Raw genomic sequence first — 16422 nt, 5'->3', positions numbered from 1 at the left:
GCCGCAATGGCTCACCGCTGAGGGCAACGATGCAGCGCTGAGCGTGTCAGATGTGGGATCGAGGGCTGCAAGGCGTAGAGGCAGTCGTCAAGCGGTAGCAGCGTGTGACGTCGGAACGCAATGATCGCCGCCTCCTCCGCCTCGGTCAAGATCGTCGAACGTGGCTCCTTCGGCCCCGTCTTGAGATCCTCGACCGTCTGGCGTTTGCGCCACTTCGCAACCGTCTTGGGGTTAATCCCCAGTTCCCGGCTCAGCGTCGCGAGCGAAGCTTGCGATCATTCGGGCCGACCCTCGGACCGATGGCGGGCCAGCCCTCATTATTGCAGCTCTGACGGCGTGCATGGTCGTGGCGCTCCCGTGACGAACCTGGCCCATAATGCTTCCTTCCATTCCTGAGAAAGGATCGCACCATCAAACTGTGGGATCAAACAACTACGTCAGTCGCGAAGGGCGGGCAAGCCGACGCCTGCCGCCTCGAACCCGCCATCGGCGGCCAGAACCTGACCGGTGACATAGGACGCGCGGTCTGAACACAGGAAGGCTATGGCCTCGGCAATCTCCGTCTCGCAGCCATAGCGGTTCAGGGGCAGGGCGTCGTGATAGGCCGCGCGGATCGCCGGCGTGTGCACCGCCAGCGCCAGTTTGGTGTCGACCGGTCCGGGGGCCACGCAATTCGCGCGGATGCCCCATTCGCCCAGCTCGACCGCCTGCTGCCGGGTCAGGTGGATGACGGCGGCCTTCGACGTCCCGTAGGCCACCCGCAAGGTGCTGGCCCGCAGCCCCGAGATCGAGGCGATGTTCACGATCGCCCCGCGCGTCTGGCGCAGGTGCGGGATAAGCGCCTGCGACACCAGGAAGACCCCGTCCAGGTTCACCGACATGATCCGGCGCCAGGTCGCCAGGTCTGTCTCGGCCAGCGGACGGAAATCGGCCACGCCGGCGTTGTTCACCAGCGCGTCAATGCGGCCCGACCACTGCATCACGTCCTGGACCATTCGTGCCACTTGGTCCGGGTCCGATACGTCGCAGGCGAAGGTGGCGCAGTCGGGGATGTCGAGCGTCTGCAGTTCGGCCGCGTCGATATCGACGATGGCCACGCGCCAGCCCTGCGACTGCAGCAGGCGGGCGGTGGCCAGGCCGATGCCGCGCGCGGCCCCGGTCACGATGGCGGTCTTCGCGGTCATGGGGTTCCTTTCAGCGAAGCCATTCGACCAGCCACAGCGACATGGCCGGGAAGGCCGCGACGATGGCAAGGCCCACAAGGCCGGACAGCAGGAAGGGCATCGCGCCGCGGGCGACACGCTCGATCGACAGGCGCGACACGTTGGCCGCGACATAGAGGTTCACGCCCACCGGCGGGGTGATCAGGCCGATGGCCAGGTTGATCATCACCACGACCCCGAACCAGACCGGGTCCCAGCCCAGTTCCCGCATCACCGGCAGGATGATCGGCAGAGTGATGAACATCACGGTGATCGCGTCCATGAACATGCCCGCGACCAGCAGGATCAGCATGATGACCAGAAGGATCACCCACGGATTCTCGCTGATGCCCAGAAGGCCGGTTGAATAGGTGCCGACCAGATCCTCGACCGTGACGACCCATCCGAAAAGCGCGGCATAGGCCACGATCAGCATGACGGTGGCCGACGATCCCGCGGCCTCGGCCAGGGTTTCGTAGAGCATCGTCCAGCCGAGGCTGCGATAGATCAGGGCGCCTACGAACAGCGCATAGACGGTGGCGACCAGCGCGGCCTCGGTCGGTGTGAAGATGCCGGAATAGATGCCGCCCAGGATCACCACGGGTGTCAGAAGACCCCAGAAGCTGTCGCGGAAGCTGCGCCACAGCCGGCCCCGATAGGGCAGGTCCGCATAGGGCGGTGGCGCCAGCGCGGCCAGTCCCGGCCCCGTGGCCGCGCGGCGCGGCAGCATCGGCAGGACGGCCAACATCGTCAGCCCCATGAACAGCCCCGGCAGGATCGCCGCGATGAACAGCTGAGAGATCGAGACCTCGGCGATGACGCCGAAGATCACCAGCCCGATCGAGGGCGGGATGACGATGGACAGCGCCGCGCCCGCGCAGACGAGGCCTGCGGCATGGGCGCGGTCGAAGCCGTCCTCCTCCATCCCCTTGATGATCATCGGGCCGATGGCCGCGACCGAGGCCGGCCCTGACCCGCTGACCGCCCCCCAGAAGAGGCAGACGACCGTGCCCACGATGCTCATGCCGCCGGGCAGCCCGCCGACAAGGACGCGAAAGAAGCGGATCATCCGCTCGGCGATGCCCGTCGATCCCATGAGTGCGCCGGCCAGGATGAAGAACGGAATCGCCAGCAGCGAATATCGCGCGATGCCCGCCGTGATCAGGTCGCCCACCAAATCGAGGCCGAAGCCGATCCGCCACATCGCATAGATCGCCGACAGGCCAAGCGCGAAGGCCACCGGCACCCGCAGGGCCAGCGCCAAGAAGAACAGCACGATCATCTGTGTGCCGGCCGAGGACAGAAGATCGGTCATCGCGCAGCCCGCATCTGTCGCAGTTCCTGGGCACTGTGCTGCAGGAATCGCAGCACGATCAGCAAGAAGGCGAAGGGCACCCCGGCCTGGTACCACCAGGCCGGGATACCGAGTGCATAGGATTTCAGCCCGTTGGCGTAAAGCGTCAGCAGCGCCTGCCAGGCGAACCAGGCCGACAGCACCAGCAGCAGGACCGACAGCGCCACCGACAGCAGGAAGACCGGCACGCGCAGGGCGCGCGGCAGGGCGTCGACCAGCGCGGTCACCGCCAGGTGCTGGCCCTGCCGGGCGGCGATGGCCGCGCCCAGCACCGTCAGCAGCAGGAAGCCGTTGGTCAGCAGCTCTTCGCTGGCGGCCAGCGAATAGTTGGTGGCATAGCGCACGACGACATTGGCGAAACCCACGACCGTCATGGCCATGAACAGCAGGGCGCAGAGCAGCTTTTCAGCGTCCCGCAGGATGAAGGCGAGCATGATGACCTCGGGAGGGGGTGGGGGCGGGCCTTGCGGCCCGCGCCGTCAGTTGGCGCCGTCGATGGCGGTCTGGAAGGCGCCCACGATTTCCGGGCCGACCCGTTCGGCCCACTGGTCGAAGGCCGGCTGCGTCGCCTCGCGGAAGGCCGCCAGTTCCTCGGGCGTGGGCTCATAGACCTCCATGCCCTTGTCGCGCAGGAAACCGATGCCCTCGGCGGTGCCTTCGCGGGTGATCTGGCGCTGCCAGGTCATCGCCTCCTCGGCGGCCTCGCGCAGCATCGTCTGGGTCTCGGCGTCGTAGCTGTCCCATTTCTGCTTCGAGATCCCGAGGAAGATCGGGTCATAGGAATAGTGCCAGGTCGTCAGGTATTTCTGCATCTCGTAGACCTGCTGCGGGATGATCACCGCGCCGATCGGGTTCTCCTGGCCGTCCACCACGCCCTGCTGCAGCGCGGTCAGCGTCTCGCTCCACTGCATCTGCTGGGGGTTGGCGCCAAGGGCGTTCATCACGTCGATATACATCGGCCCCGCGACGCGCATGTTCAGGCCCTTCATGTCCTCGGGCGACTTGATCGGGCGGGTGTTATTGGTCACCTCGCGGAAGCCGTTCTCGCCCCAGGCCAGGACGACAATGCCCTTCTCCAGCAGGATCTCGGACAGCATGTCGGCCGGGCCGCCCTCGGCGGTGGTGGCGTCGACCTGCTCATAGTTGTCATAGAGATAGGGCAGCGAGAAGACCGCCATCTCGGGCACCAGCGGCGTCACGTTGATGGCCGAGGTCACGACCAGGTCCAGCGCCCCGCGGCCCACCATGTCGGCCTGGCGCATCTGGTCGCCGCCGGCCAGCTGCGCGTTCGGAAAGACGCGGACGTCGATGTCCCCGCCGCTGCGTTCGGCGACGATCTCTCCGAACTTCTCGGCGCCCTTCTGCCAGGTCGTGCCGTCGCCGACATTGTGCGACAGGCGCAGCGTTTCCGCAGATGCCGTCCCCAGGCTCAGCGCCGTGGCCAAGGCCATGCCGGCCCAACGTGCAAAACTCATGATCTCTCGTCTCCCCCGTTCGCATTGTGCGCGGCTGGCGCGCGGCACGCCACCCTCCCGCGGCGTCGCTGCACATGATGAACGTTTGCGGACGCGCTTTGCAACCGCATTGTGGCGCTGGCGGCTTGCTGCCGGGGGGCGGCGGTTCCGGCTTTCGAGGGACGCGCCAGGCCGCTATCATGGTGGCATGAAGCATTCGGTGATCCTTTTCGGTCTGTTGCTGGCGGCTGCCCCGGCCTGGGCGGCCGACCCCCTGACGGGGATGTGGCGGACGCAGGCCGGGCGCGACGGCGGCTATGGCCATGTCCGCATCGCACCCTGCGGCGACCGTCTTTGCGGGCGGCTGGAACAGAGCTTCGATGCCGCCGGGCAGAGCGTGCCGGCGCCGTCGGGCGCACTGATCCTCGACGGTATCGCGGCGACAGGGGGCGGCGCTTACGGCGACGGCCGCATCGTCGACCCGGAAAGCCGCCGCGATTTCGCAGCCCGCCTGCGTCTGCAGGGCGACGTGCTGGAGGTCGCGGGCTGCATCCTGACCATCTGCCGCACGGCCGGGATCTGGCAGCGCGTCGACTGACTCGCAGGCCGCGACCCTGCGCATTGACGCGGGGCGTCGAAAGGTCGAACAAGCTGACAGCATGAACACTCCGGGGGGAACCTTGACATGACCGACCTGCGCCGCAGCCTTGCCCTTGCCAGCATCCTGGCCGGGACCGTCGCCACCGCCGCCGCGGCCCAGAACTGGCCGTCCGAGCCGCTGCACGTCTTCGTGGGCTTCCCGGCCGGATCGTCGCCCGACACCATCGCGCGCATTGTCGCCGAGCCGCTGGCCGAGGCGATCGGCCAGCCCGTCGTGGTGGAAAACAAGCCCGGCGCCGGCGGCGTCATTGCCATCCAGCAGATGCTGGCGCGGGGCAATGACGACTACAGCATCGGCATCAACATCAACGGCCCGCTGACGACCGCGCCGCGGCTGATCCCGGACCTGGGCTATGACCCGGCGGCCGACATCGCGCCGGTGGGCCTGATCGCGACCAGCCCGCTGGTGCTGGCCGTCGGCGCCGATTTTCCCGCCGACGACATCCAGGGCTTCATCGACGCCGCCGCCGAGCCCGAGGCGATCAGCTATGGCTCGGTCGGCGAGGGGTCTGGCGCGCATCTGACGGCAGAGCTTTTCGCCGACGCGGCGGGCGTCCAGCTGTTCCACATCCCCTTCCAGAGCTATGCCGAGGTCACGACCTCGATCCTGGGAGGAGAGATCGACAGCGGCTTCATGGCCCCCTCGGCCGCGCTGCCCCATGTCGAGGCCGGAACGATGAAGATGCTGGGCGTCACCTCGGCCGAGCCCTTCGCGCAGGTGCCGGACGTGCCGGTCATGGCGGGCCAGGCGGGCCTGCCCGAAGATTTCCGTGCCGAGCTGTGGAATGCGATGATCGCGCCTGCCGGCACCGATCCCGCCATCGTCGAGCGTCTGAACACCGAGCTGAACACCATCCTGAACGATCCCGAGGTGCGTGACCAGCTTCTGGCCATCGGCTGGCAGGCGCAGCCCGGCACCCCCGAGGACCTGGCGCAGCGCATCACCGGCGACACCGCCATGTGGGGCGGCGTCATCGACCGCACGCAGGCGGCGAACTGATCGCCGCGGGCATGCGGCGCGATCTGCACGATGCCGCCTGGGGCGGCGTCCTGGCGCTGGTGGGGCTGGCCGTCGCGGCATGGGCGGCCGCCTATTACGACTTCGGCGGCTTGCGGCGCATGGGGCCGGGATTCTTCCCGGTGGTCCTGGGCCTGATCCTGGCGGCGCTCGGGTTGCTGGTGGCGGTGCCAGCCCTTGGCCGCCCCGGCATGTCGCGCCATTTCGCCTGGCCCGAAACCGTGGGCGTCGTCGGCGCGCTTTTGGTGTTCGGGCTGCTTCTAAACCGGGCGGGGCTTGTGCCGACGACGGCGCTGACGGTGCTGATCGCCTCGGCCGTGGCGCCGCGTCGCGGCATCGTCTGGCGTCTGGTGCTGACCATCGCCGTCACGGCATTGACCTGGGTTCTGTTCATCGGCGGCCTCGACATGCCGATCCCAGCCTGGCCGCGGAGCTTCTGACATGACCACTCTGGAAGGCCTGGCCCACGGGCTGACCGTCGCGTTGCAGCCGTCGGTGCTGATCTACAGCCTCTTCGGGGCGCTGCTGGGCACGCTGGTCGGCGTACTGCCGGGCATCGGCGCGATGGCAGCCATCACGCTGCTGCTGCCGATCACCTACTACATCTCGTCCGAGGCGGCGCTGGTCATGCTGGCGGCCGTCTATTACGGCGCGCAGTACGGCGGCGCGGTGGCCTCGATCCTGCTGCGTCTGCCGGGAACGCCGCAATCGGCAGTGACGACGCTGGACGGATATCCGATGGCCCAGCAGGGACGGGCGGGTGTCGCGCTGTTCACCGCGATGGTGTCGTCCTTTGCCGGGTCGATGCTGGGCATTGTCATCCTTGTCGCGCTGGCGGGCGTGCTTGGGCGGCTGGCGACCAGCTTCGGCGCGGCGGAATACGCAGCAATGATGGTGATGGGGCTTGTCGCGGCCTCGACCATTGGCGAGGGCCGACCCGCGAAAAGCCTGTCGATGGTGGTGCTGGGCGTGCTTCTGGGCTGCGTTGGCACCGACGTGAATTCCGGCGTGCAGCGGTTTACCTTCGGCCAGGTGCAGCTTCTGGACGGCATCAACCTGGTGGCGCTGGCCATGGGTCTGTTCGGTCTGGCCGAAGTCATCGGCAACATCCGCAAGGCCGAGCGCGACGGGCCGCCGCCGCATGTGTCCCTGCGCCAGCTGGTGCCTTCGCGCGACGACCTGCGCCGGATCGTGGCCCCCATCGGACGCGGCACGGCCCTGGGCGGGTTCTTCGGGGCGCTGCCGGGGACGGGGTCCACGATCTCGTCCTTTCTGGGCTATGCGCTGGAGCGCCGCGTCGCCCGCCAGCCGGAACGCTTCGGCCAAGGTGCGATCGAAGGGATCGCGGGCCCCGAGGCCGCCAATAATTCGGCCGCGATCACCGCCTTCGTGCCGACGCTGACCCTGGGGATCCCCGGCGATCCGATCATGGCGCTGATGCTGGGGGCGCTGGTCATTCACGGCATCCAGCCGGGGCCCATGATGCTGGAGGCCCATCCCGACATGTTCTGGGGACTGGTCGTCAGCTTCGGGATCGGGAACCTGTTCCTCTTGGCGCTGAACCTGCCGCTGATCGGCATCTGGGTGTCGATGCTGCGCATCCCGTTCCGTTGGCTCTATCCGGCGATCATCGTCTTTGTCTGCCTGGGCGTCTATTCGGTGCGCGGATCGACCTTCGACATCGTCATGGTCGCGGGCATCGGCGCCATCGGCTATGCGCTGGCAGTCGCGGCCTTCAGCCCGGCGCTGCTGCTTCTGGGGTTCGTCCTTGGTCCGCTGATCGAGACGAACCTGCGCCGCGCCCTGCTGGTGTCGCGCGGCGACCTGATGACCTTCGTGGAACGCCCTGTCGCCTGCGGCTTCGTCATCGCGACCGTCCTGCTTCTGGCGCTGCCGCTGCTGAAGGGGCTGCGAAGGAACGGGGGCTGAGAGGGGAAAAGTGCAGGATTCTGCCTAAATCGACCCTTCTGTTTGATAATCAACAACAACTGTTTTCCAGCATTCTGCCCAAAAACCGTGAACAGGGGCAGAACAACCGGGGCAACTGTAAAGCGCCCGGCGACTGGCTTGCGGGGTCGATCTAATGGGTCGCGACCGCAAGAACGAGGAGCATCGAGAGCACTGGACTAAGATGCTCCGCAGCACGATGGAGACGCCGGCATGGCGCGCCCTCGGAGCTACTGCGCAGGCGCTCTACCCCTGGCTCAAGATGGAGTGGAAGGGGCCGAAGGCGAACAACAACGGCAAGATCAGTTTGCCCGTCCGCGTCGCTGCCGATCGGCTGGGCTGCAACATGAAGACCGCCGCGCGTGCCTTCCATGAACTGCAAGCTAAAGGCTTCCTCCTGCTGACCCAGCACGGGCGCATGGGCACGGAAGGCAAAGGCGCATCACCCACATACGAGATCACCGAGTTGGCCGTCCCCGGCAAGGATGAGCACTCAGGCCGGAAGCTCTACCTGCACTGGGAAGAAGGGCACGATTTCGCTGTTCGCGCTCATGCTCCAGTCAATCCGAGTGGCCGTAATGGGTTATTGACTGCCGAATCAAAAAACAAAAGCCCGTCCCCAAAAACGGGACGCGTCGTCCCCATAACTGGGACGAAAAGATGATTCCCCGTCCCCAAAACTGGGACGAGCCGTCCCCAAAACTGGGACGAAACCCCCCCGTTTCAGCACCTCTCCAGTCCCCAAAACTGGGACATCCTTATCTACCACTACCCTCTGTCAGGAAAGGCCTGCGCGCATGACCGCGATCCCCGACTTCACCATCACCAAGCTGACGGTCATCGACGGCCAGCCGAACACCCGCGGCAATCGGCTGCTGGCATCGTTCAACCTGAACCTAGCGATCATGTCAGTGCGTGGCTGTGTCCTGATCGAGAAGGAGACAGGCATCGTCGTCGCCTATGGTCCTGCGGGCAAGACATCGACAGGGCACAAGGCCAGCGCAGACATCACCGACCCTGCACTGGCACGGGCAGTCACGCGACGGGCGGCGGTGATCTACGGGGCGTTTACCGGCCGGGATCTGAGCGATGAGTAGTCTGGCGCGCGTCATCGTCACCACAGAGACCGTGGGCGGCTTCGGATGCCGCTACCACGTGACCCGTCGAAAGCTGGTCCTGTTCGGCCGGCTGACGATCTGGGCCTCCACCGCCTGGAGGCGCGCATGACACGGGGGGTGGTCGTCAACTTTGGCCCTAAAGCGGGGACCGGCGCGGGGAACTTCGCACAAGATCGGACCGAATTGGGGTTTTTGGAATTGGAGAATTTTGCATGAGTGAGAAAGACCTAACTGGCGCCCCGCCCCTCGATGCTTGGCGCCTCGATGCCATCCTAGAGCCTGAGGTGCGTGGCAAGCTGTGGGGTCTGCCGAGCATCGCGTCCTTCCTGGGCGTGAGCGAGAACACCGCGCGACGGTGGGCAAGGAAACGGGAGATCCCGATTTATCAGCCGCCGGGCACCACCAGCTATTGCGCTTTCCAGAACGAACTGCGACAGTGGCAGCGTTCTAAGCCTCTGTAATAGATTAGGAAATGGCAGGATTTGATAGGCTCTGCCATCTGACGTGATACTTCTGGCCCCAGTATCTTGGGGCTATGAAAATTTGGCCTTGGTCGCGTAGCGCGGCACCCCATCAAGAGAAGTCCCTGGCCGTGCCTGACACGGACCTTGCGGCCATTCTCGGCGCCAATCTCTCCAGCGGAAACGGCATTCCGGTCAGCATCATGGATGCGCTGCGGGTGCCTGCTGTCTCCAACGCCATCCAGCTGATCTCCGAAGCCGTGGCCTCGCTCGACGTGCATGTGAAGTATGTCGAAGGCGGGACCGAGATCGAGGTGACGGATCACCCGGTCCTCAACCTGCTGCGCGGCGAGGCAAACGACTGGACGACCGGCTTTGAGCTAATCCGGCAGATCATGGTCGATGCGCTGGTGGCCGATCAAGGCGGCATGGCCTGGGTCAACCGCGTGAACGGCCGCCCTGTGGAGCTCATCAGCTACCGCCAGGGGACGCTGTTCTTCGAGACCGACCTGGACACCGGCGAGCGCAAGTATCGCCTTGGCAACCGCCCTGTGGCGGCCCGTGATGTCATTCACCTGATGCCGCCCCTGCCGCGCAGTCCCCTGTCTCTGGCACGGGATGCGATCGGTATTGCCGTGGCGCTGGACCGTCACGCGGCCCGCCTGTTCACCCGCGGCGCCAAGCCTTCCGGCACACTCAAGTTCCCCAAGGGCATGGGCGAGACAGCGGTGCAGAAGATCATCGCTTCATGGCGGCAGACGCATGAGGCAGAGGACAGCGGCGGCCGAACGGTCATCCTCTATGACGGTGCCGAGTTTGAAGCGATCACCTTCAACAGCACCGACGCGCAGTTCCTCGAAAACCGGAAGTTCCAAATCGAGGAAATCGCCCGGGCCTTCAACATTCCGGCCCCTATGATCGGTGCCCTTGAGCGCGCCACCTGGTCGAACAGCGAACAGAAGGGCCGGGAGTTCCTGTCCTACTGCCTGGAGCCGTGGCTTCGCGGGCTAGAGGGGGCGTTCAACCGCGCCCTGTTCAGCGACGACGAACGGGGCCGGTATGTGGTCCGGTTCGACCGCGACGACCTCACGCGCGCAGATCTCGCCACCCGCGCCACCGTCATCAACAGCCTGATCGCCAGCCGGACGCTGAACCCGAACGAGGGCCGCGCCTGGCTGGGCCTGCCCCCGCGCGAGGGCGGCGACGAATTCCTGAACCCGAACATCACCACCCCGGCAAATACCTCTGCCGAGGGCATTTCGAATTCCGACACACCTGAGGACACCGACAATGCAGCTGAATGACATCCTTGCCGATGCTCAGGACCAGGACCGCGGCCGCGACTTCGAGCTGGCCCATCCGGTGACGGGCCAGCTAACCGGCATCATTTTGCGGATCGCTGGTCCCGACAGTGCCACACAAGCCCGCGCCCGCCTGCAGCTTACTGATGATCTGGCGGCTGCGGCTGACGAGACCGGCAGCATCTCGGCTGCAGCGCGCGAGAAGGCTCGCCTGAACTGTCTCGCTCGCTGTGTCATGGCTTGGGAGATCCAAGAGGACGGGCAGCCAGTCCCCTTCAACCATGCCAATGTCCTGCGGCTCCTCGGCGGCGCGCTGTGGGTGCAACAGCAAGTCGATGCCTTCGCCTCTGACCGTGCGGCCTTCCGGGGGACGGCAGCATGAGCGCCGCCATGAGCATTACCGACTTCCTGATGATTGACGGTTGGCACGAACAGCCCGGCGGCAAGGTGATCGCACCGAACGGACAGCATGTTCTGACCATTCATTCCGATAACATGACCAGCGGCGAGGTTCATCAAGCCATGCGGGCGGTTCTGCGCGCCTTGGCTGACAGCTTCGGGGAGTTTCCCCAATGAGCCGGATTGAGGTCAAGGCCGCCTTCACCGTGGACGAGGCCGGCATGGTCGAGGGCATCGCCTGGCCCTTCGGCAGCCCCGACCGCGTGGGCGACGTGATCGAGCGCGGCGCCTTCGCCAAGTCGATGCCGCCCCTGCCGATGCTCGCCAGCCACGACCAGAAGGACACCGTGGGTGTCTGGGACGAGATCATCGAGACCGACCAGGGCCTGACCGTGAAGGGACGGCTTCTGGTGAACGATGTCCAGCGCGCGGCCGAGGTTCGCTCGCTGATCCAGGCGGGTGCGCTTCGCGGCCTGTCGATCGGCTTTGCCTCGCGCAAGGCCATGCCCCGCCGGGGCGGTGGTCGCACGATCAGCGATCTTGAGCTTCTCGAAATCAGCGTGGTGGCGGTGCCTGCACATGCCGGCGCCCGCATCACCTCCGCAAAGGAACACGACATGACTGAGACGACCGAAACCAAGGGCATCGAGGCGCTGGAGGCCAAGATGACCGCGCTGGAGCAGAAGGCCGACAACTCGGCTCTTGTGGCCCGGATCGACAAGCTGGAAGCCAAAGGCAACCGTCATCAGGGTGGTGTGACCGAGGGCAAGCCCGGCGAAGTCGAAAAGAAGGCTTTCGAGACCTTCATCCGCAACGGCGTGACCGCTCTGGATGACGACGACAAGAAGACCCTGAACCTGGGCGCCAACCCGGCCGGCGGCTATGTCGTCGCCCCCGAGTTCTCGACCCGCGTTCTGCAGACGCTTTCCGAGCGTTCATCGATGCGCGCCATTGCCAACATCATGGCGATCGGCACGACCGAGATTGTCATCCCCAAGCTCAACGGCAACGTGCAGCCTGGCTGGGTCTCGGAGATCGGCCCGCGCCCCGTGTCGGAACCGACCTTCGACCAGCAGAAGATCGCTGTTCACGAGCAGGCCGTCATCGTCCCTGTGTCGCAGCAACTGCTGGAAGACAGCCTGATCGACCTCGAAGGGTTCCTGCGCAACCACATTGCCCGCGAGTTCGGGAAGATGGAGGAAGCGGCCTTTGTGAACGGCGACGGTAATGGCAAGCCCCTCGGCTTCCTGGCATCGGCGGCGGATTACGAGGCGATCGAAACGGCCCTGACCGGCGCGGAGCTGGTGGATGATCTGATCTCGCTGTTCTACGCGCTGCCCACGGAATACGCCCGCAACGCAACGTGGGTGATGAACCGCGCTACGATGGCGGCGATCCGCGGCGCCACCGACAACACCGACCGGATGATCTGGGGCGACAGCCTCGCCAACGGCCAGCCCGCGACCCTGCTGGGCCGTCCGATCCGCGAGATGGTGGACATGCCTTCGCTGGCGGCCGGCTCCTATCCGGTGGCCTTCGGTGACTTCAACGTGGGTTATCAGATTGTCGATCGCATCGGCATCCAGACCCTGCGCGACGACTTCACCGGCGCTGACAATGGCATTGTGAAGATCCGCGCCCGTCGCCGTGTCGGTGGCGCCCCGGTCATGCCGGAAGCCATCGCCGTTCTGCGGGGGGCTGCAGCATGAGCGCGGTGAAGACCAAGGCTGAGATCGCGGCTTTCGTGGCCGAGCTGGAGAAGACCAAGGGCGGCGTCGAGGTCCGGGAGGAGGATGGCGAGACCGTCATCCGCACCCGCGACGGTGACGAGCATCGCTTCAAGGTCGGAACCCGGAAGGCTGACTGATGCCAGCCCGCGCGCCCCGGATCTGTTCTTGCGGCAAGACGGCGCCTCCGGGTGCCCAATGCCCTTGCCAGATCCAGCGCGCGGCCGAACGGAATGCCCGCTTCGAGAAGACCCGGCCCAACAGCAGCCAGCGCGGCTATGACCGCGAATGGGAGAAGGCGAGGGCGTCGTTCCTGCGCCAGCACCCATACTGCGCCCGCTGCGGCGCCCGCGCGACGCTCGTCGATCACAAGATCCCGCATCGCGGCGACCCCGCCATCTTCTGGGACAAGTCCCGGTGGCAGCCGCTCTGCACCCCCTGCCATTCCGGCGCCAAGCAACGCATCGAGCGCCGCCAGTTCCGAAAGGAAAGCCTATGACGATCTACACCACCGCAGGCACCCGCCTCTACATTGGCGGCCCGCTGCCTGCCCAGGCCGACGACTTCGACGCCACCGACTTCTCCAGCCAGACCTGGGTCGAGGTCGGGGAGACCGAGGGCCTTGGCTCTGCCGGTGACACCTCGGCCGAAGTCACCTTCGACGGCATCAACTCGGGCCGCACCCGCCGCCTCAAGGGCACCAAGAACGCGGGCAACATGGATGTCGTCTGCGGCCTCGACCCGAGTGATCCCGGCCAGATCGCCCTGATCGCGGCAGAGCGGACCAAGAACGACTTCGCCTTCCGCGTCGTGCTGGCCGATGCCCCGGCCGGCGGCACGCCTTCGGAGCGCATGTTCGTGGCCCAAGTGGGCAGCGCGTCGGAGACCTACGACAGCGCCAACAGCGTGATGAAGTTCAACGCCTCGCTCTGGATCAACTCGAACATCGTCAAGATCGCGGCGACCGGCGGCGTCTGATGCTGTTCCCCGTCGCAGGCTCGAAGCTGTTCATCGCTGACGAGGAAGTCCCCTCGCACATGCCACCCGCCAGCGTTCCTGACGCCGCGTGGGTGGAGGTGGGCGAGGCCGAGGCTCTCGGCGTGCTGGGCGGACGCTACGAGCTGGAGGAGGCCCATTACATGAGCGATGCGCCTGACGGGGGATACATGGCGGTCAAGGGCGTCCACCGCCCCGAGACCATGCAGGTGATCCTCGGCCTCGATCCCCTCGATCCGGGCCAGATCATCCTGCGCAAGGCCTACCGCTCGCGCGAGGCTTTCCCCTTCCGGCTGCTCTTCGCGGATGGCGTCACCGAGCGGCGCTGGTTTGCGATGGTGATGTCGATTGGGGACGTCTTCGACGCGGCCAACAACGTGATGCGGCTGCAGGCGGATCTGCACCCCGTCGCCAATCCGCACAGGTGATCCATGCCGACCATCGTCACGCTTTCCCAGATCAAGGACCACCTGGCGCTGACCGGCGCCCAGGACCAGGACGACATGCTGATCCAGCTGAAGCTCGACGCGGCGCAAAGCCTGATCGAGCGGCACCTGGGCTATGGCCTGATCTTGCAGTTCGGATCTGCCGAGGCGGTGCCTGCGGACCTGCGCGAGGCGATCCTGCAGCTGACCGCCTGGTGGTACGAGAACCGCGAGGCCGTCATGGAGCGCGGCGCGCCCTTGCCCTTCGGCGTCCAGGACATCCTCGACGCGCACCGGGACTGGAGCTTCTGATGGCGGACGATGGCGGCCTGTCCAGGTTCCAGAAGCGCATGAGGGCGGTGCCGATCGCCGCCCGCCAAGCCGTGGTGCCGGCCCTGACAAAGGGCGGATACGAGATCGCGGACATCATCGAGGCCTTGGCCCCCGAGGACGAGGGCGACCTGAAGAACTCCGTCGCGGTGACGCTGCCGGGGCAGTCGACCCCGCCTTACTCGCAGCCGGGCGGCTCGCATGTCGTGGCCGAGAACGCGGTCGCGATTACCGTGGGCAACAGCGAGGTCCGCTATCCGCACCTGCAGGAATATGGCACCGTCAACCACCCCGCGCAGCCGTTCTTCTGGCCGGGCTTCCGCCTTGGCCGCAAGCGCGCCCTGAACCGCATCAAGCGGGCGATCGGCAAAGCCATCAGGGAGGCGAAATGACCCCCGAGCTTGAAGTCCAGAAGGCCATCCGCGATCGGCTGAACAGTGATGCGACAGTGAACGAATGGGTGCCCGCGGGGAACATCCTCGACACCAACCAGCGCCCCGCGCCGCGTCCTGCCATTATCCTGGGCGAGAGCCAGTCGGTCGATGAAGGCGCAGACCTGAAGCGCACCCGGACACGGATCTTCCACACGCTGCACATCTGGGTGCGCGAGCCGTCCCTGGAGCGGTCGAAGGCCATTGCCGGGGCCATCCGTGCCGCCGTGCGCCTCGGCCGCCTGGCGCTGCCCGAGGGGCTGCACTGCGCCGATCTGCTGGTCAGCAGCCAGCGCTTCCTGCGCGATCCTGACGGCGAGCATTCGCACGGGGTGGTGACGCTGGAGATCCTGATCACGGAGGCGCAGCCATGAAGGCCGGCAAGCTGACCGAGACCATCGTCCTGCAGAGCGGCGGGACCACCCTTAACGACTACGGCACCCCCATCCCCGACAGCAACGTGACGCTGGCCGTGGTGCGGGCCGAGCGTATCGACCAGACCACAGAGGAGTTCCTGCGGGCCGGCGGCGCCACCGACGAGGAAAGCGTGATCTTCCGCATCCGGCATCTGGACGGCATCGGCAACGACGATCGCGTGATCTGGGAGGGCCAGACCTTCAACATCCGGCAGGTCACCCCCATCGGCCGCCGCAAGGGCCTCGACCTGCGCTGCACGAGGCAGCTCGCATGAAGGGGACCAAGCCGCAACTGAGGGAGGCGCCGGGGGATGTCGTGACGACCGACACCCGCGCGCCCGACTGGCTGTCGAAGGAGGCCCGCGAGGAATGGGACCGGGTGATGCCGGTGCTGGTCGAGCGCAAGATCCTGACCGATGCCGACCTTGGCGGCCTCGAAAGCTACTGCATCTGCATCGGCCGGGTGCGCCAGATGGAGACCCTGATCCAGGCCGAGAGTGACGCAGCTGCGATGTTGCCGATGATCCGCGCCCAGGACAAGGCGATGGTCACCGCGCGCCAGCTTGGCGCGGAGCTGGGCCTGACGCCCGTCAGCCGGTCCCGTCCCGCCATCCGTGACGACGGTGACCAGGACGACAGCGCCAACCCATTGGAGGTGTGACGGTGAACGCCTCGACCTTCCCCGCCTGGATCTACGACGACAGCGAGATCCCCGACCCCTACGGCCACGGCGAGCGGGCGGTGCGCTTCCTGCGCAGCCTGCGCCACCCCAAGAGCATCCTTCCCTCGCGCGCCTTCCAGCTCGACCCGTGGCAGGAGCGCATCGTCAGGCGCATCTACGGGCCGCGCCACGAGGACGGCACGCGCATGGTCAACACCGTGGCGCTGCTGCTGCCCCGCGGCAACCGCAAGACCTCTCTGGCCGCCGCCCTGGCGCTCCTGCACACCATCGGACCCGAACGCAGGCCCGGTGGCGAGGCCATCTTCGCCGCCGCCGATCGCAAGCAGGCCGGCATCGGCTTTCGCGAGGCGGCCGGCATCATCCGCGAGGACAAGCGCCTCGTCTCGGCGGTGGGCATCTACGACGCGCACAACGCCCCGAAGAAGCTGATCCTGAGGAAGGAGCAATCCTATCTCGAAGTCATCTCGGGCGATGGTGGCCCGCAGCATGGCCGCACGCCCG

25 protein-coding genes and 2 pseudogenes are annotated in these 16422 nt (G+C 66.4%); 22 read left to right on the top strand and 5 right to left on the bottom strand.

Going from position 1 to position 16422, the window contains the following annotated elements; genetic code table 11:
• Positions 1-14: 14 nt before the first annotated feature.
• The 5 genes and pseudogenes from OC184_RS17035 to OC184_RS17015 all read right to left on the bottom strand — a co-directional run.
• A pseudogene (locus OC184_RS17035) lies at positions 15-375 on the bottom strand (IS481 family transposase); the annotation flags it as partial.
• A gap of 62 nt (positions 376-437) precedes the next feature.
• Positions 438-1184, bottom strand: a complete 747-nt coding sequence (locus tag OC184_RS17030; protein WP_265508359.1) for an SDR family NAD(P)-dependent oxidoreductase — start codon at positions 1182-1184, stop codon at positions 438-440.
• Between the two features lie 10 nt (positions 1185-1194).
• Entirely contained in the window at positions 1195-2517 is a 1323-nt protein-coding gene (locus OC184_RS17025) for a TRAP transporter large permease (protein ID WP_265508358.1), read from the bottom strand.
• On the bottom strand, positions 2514-2990 hold the full coding sequence (locus OC184_RS17020; protein WP_265508357.1) for a TRAP transporter small permease: 477 nt from the start codon (positions 2988-2990) through the stop codon (positions 2514-2516). The genes OC184_RS17025 and OC184_RS17020 overlap by 4 nt, the downstream gene beginning before the upstream one ends.
• A gap of 45 nt (positions 2991-3035) precedes the next feature.
• Positions 3036-4031: a DctP family TRAP transporter solute-binding subunit gene (locus tag OC184_RS17015; protein WP_265508356.1), complete on the bottom strand. Its 996-nt coding sequence runs from the start codon at positions 4029-4031 to the stop codon at positions 3036-3038.
• Positions 4032-4218: 187 nt separating this feature from the next.
• Between OC184_RS17015 and OC184_RS17010 the strand changes: the two genes are divergently transcribed.
• The 22 genes and pseudogenes from OC184_RS17010 to OC184_RS16905 all read left to right on the top strand — a co-directional run.
• Positions 4219-4608, top strand: a complete 390-nt coding sequence (locus tag OC184_RS17010; protein WP_265508355.1) for a DUF2147 domain-containing protein — start codon at positions 4219-4221, stop codon at positions 4606-4608.
• A gap of 87 nt (positions 4609-4695) precedes the next feature.
• On the top strand, positions 4696-5670 hold the full coding sequence (locus tag OC184_RS17005; RefSeq protein ID WP_265508354.1) for a Bug family tripartite tricarboxylate transporter substrate binding protein: 975 nt from the start codon (positions 4696-4698) through the stop codon (positions 5668-5670).
• Between the two features lie 11 nt (positions 5671-5681).
• Positions 5682-6128 carry a tripartite tricarboxylate transporter TctB family protein gene (locus OC184_RS17000; protein WP_265508353.1) on the top strand — a complete coding sequence of 149 codons (447 nt, stop codon included), beginning with the start codon at positions 5682-5684 and terminating at the stop codon, positions 6126-6128.
• Position 6129: 1 nt separating this feature from the next.
• The gene (locus OC184_RS16995; protein ID WP_265508352.1) at positions 6130-7617 is read left to right on the top strand and encodes a tripartite tricarboxylate transporter permease; all 1488 of its coding nucleotides are present in this window, start codon (positions 6130-6132) and stop codon (positions 7615-7617) included.
• A 154-nt stretch (positions 7618-7771) separates the two neighbouring features.
• Positions 7772-8299 carry a hypothetical protein gene (locus OC184_RS16990; protein ID WP_265508351.1) on the top strand — a complete coding sequence of 176 codons (528 nt, stop codon included), beginning with the start codon at positions 7772-7774 and terminating at the stop codon, positions 8297-8299.
• A gap of 133 nt (positions 8300-8432) precedes the next feature.
• Entirely contained in the window at positions 8433-8732 is a 300-nt protein-coding gene (locus OC184_RS16985; RefSeq protein WP_265508350.1) for a hypothetical protein, read from the top strand.
• Positions 8725-8862: a hypothetical protein gene (locus tag OC184_RS16980; protein WP_265508349.1), complete on the top strand. Its 138-nt coding sequence runs from the start codon at positions 8725-8727 to the stop codon at positions 8860-8862. Before OC184_RS16985 ends, OC184_RS16980 begins: the two co-directional genes overlap by 8 nt.
• A gap of 103 nt (positions 8863-8965) precedes the next feature.
• Entirely contained in the window at positions 8966-9214 is a 249-nt protein-coding gene (locus tag OC184_RS16975) for a MerR family transcriptional regulator (protein ID WP_265508348.1), read from the top strand.
• Between the two features lie 131 nt (positions 9215-9345).
• On the top strand, positions 9346-10518 hold the full coding sequence (locus OC184_RS16970) for a phage portal protein (RefSeq protein WP_322630224.1): 1173 nt from the start codon (positions 9346-9348) through the stop codon (positions 10516-10518).
• Complete coding sequence (locus OC184_RS16965) at positions 10505-10897, top strand: hypothetical protein (RefSeq protein ID WP_265508346.1); 393 nt, start codon at positions 10505-10507, stop codon at positions 10895-10897. The genes OC184_RS16970 and OC184_RS16965 overlap by 14 nt, the downstream gene beginning before the upstream one ends.
• Positions 10894-11091, top strand: coding sequence for a hypothetical protein (locus tag OC184_RS16960; RefSeq protein WP_265508345.1), 198 nt, complete (start codon positions 10894-10896; stop codon positions 11089-11091). Before OC184_RS16965 ends, OC184_RS16960 begins: the two co-directional genes overlap by 4 nt.
• Positions 11088-12623, top strand: coding sequence for a phage major capsid protein (locus tag OC184_RS16955; protein WP_265508344.1), 1536 nt, complete (start codon positions 11088-11090; stop codon positions 12621-12623). Before OC184_RS16960 ends, OC184_RS16955 begins: the two co-directional genes overlap by 4 nt.
• Positions 12620-12781 (top strand): hypothetical protein, encoded by a 162-nt coding sequence (locus tag OC184_RS16950; RefSeq protein WP_265508343.1) that lies wholly within the window; start codon positions 12620-12622, stop codon positions 12779-12781. Before OC184_RS16955 ends, OC184_RS16950 begins: the two co-directional genes overlap by 4 nt.
• Positions 12781-13140 carry an HNH endonuclease gene (locus tag OC184_RS16945; RefSeq protein ID WP_265508342.1) on the top strand — a complete coding sequence of 120 codons (360 nt, stop codon included), beginning with the start codon at positions 12781-12783 and terminating at the stop codon, positions 13138-13140. The genes OC184_RS16950 and OC184_RS16945 overlap by 1 nt, the downstream gene beginning before the upstream one ends.
• Positions 13137-13619, top strand: coding sequence for a hypothetical protein (locus OC184_RS16940; RefSeq protein ID WP_265508341.1), 483 nt, complete (start codon positions 13137-13139; stop codon positions 13617-13619). The genes OC184_RS16945 and OC184_RS16940 overlap by 4 nt, the downstream gene beginning before the upstream one ends.
• A complete protein-coding gene (locus tag OC184_RS16935) occupies positions 13619-14065 on the top strand; it encodes a hypothetical protein (RefSeq protein ID WP_265508340.1) in 447 nt (148 codons plus the stop codon). Before OC184_RS16940 ends, OC184_RS16935 begins: the two co-directional genes overlap by 1 nt.
• A 3-nt stretch (positions 14066-14068) precedes the next feature.
• Positions 14069-14374 carry a head-tail connector protein gene (locus tag OC184_RS16930; RefSeq protein WP_265508339.1) on the top strand — a complete coding sequence of 102 codons (306 nt, stop codon included), beginning with the start codon at positions 14069-14071 and terminating at the stop codon, positions 14372-14374.
• Positions 14374-14784, top strand: coding sequence for an HK97-gp10 family putative phage morphogenesis protein (locus OC184_RS16925; RefSeq protein ID WP_265508338.1), 411 nt, complete (start codon positions 14374-14376; stop codon positions 14782-14784). Before OC184_RS16930 ends, OC184_RS16925 begins: the two co-directional genes overlap by 1 nt.
• The gene (locus OC184_RS16920) at positions 14781-15197 is read left to right on the top strand and encodes a DUF3168 domain-containing protein (RefSeq protein WP_265508337.1); all 417 of its coding nucleotides are present in this window, start codon (positions 14781-14783) and stop codon (positions 15195-15197) included. The genes OC184_RS16925 and OC184_RS16920 overlap by 4 nt, the downstream gene beginning before the upstream one ends.
• Complete coding sequence (locus OC184_RS16915) at positions 15194-15514, top strand: phage head closure protein (protein ID WP_265508336.1); 321 nt, start codon at positions 15194-15196, stop codon at positions 15512-15514. Before OC184_RS16920 ends, OC184_RS16915 begins: the two co-directional genes overlap by 4 nt.
• Positions 15511-15900: a phage terminase small subunit P27 family gene (locus OC184_RS16910; RefSeq protein ID WP_265508335.1), complete on the top strand. Its 390-nt coding sequence runs from the start codon at positions 15511-15513 to the stop codon at positions 15898-15900. The genes OC184_RS16915 and OC184_RS16910 overlap by 4 nt, the downstream gene beginning before the upstream one ends.
• Positions 15901-15902: 2 nt before the next feature.
• Positions 15903-16422, top strand: a pseudogene (locus OC184_RS16905) (terminase large subunit); the annotation flags it as partial.

The sequence above is a fragment of the Paracoccus rhizosphaerae genome, from assembly GCF_026162645.1.
Taxonomy (GTDB): domain Bacteria; phylum Pseudomonadota; class Alphaproteobacteria; order Rhodobacterales; family Rhodobacteraceae; genus Paracoccus; species Paracoccus rhizosphaerae.
Note: the sequence above shows the minus strand (reverse complement) of the source record. Positions and strands in the feature narration are given on the sequence as shown.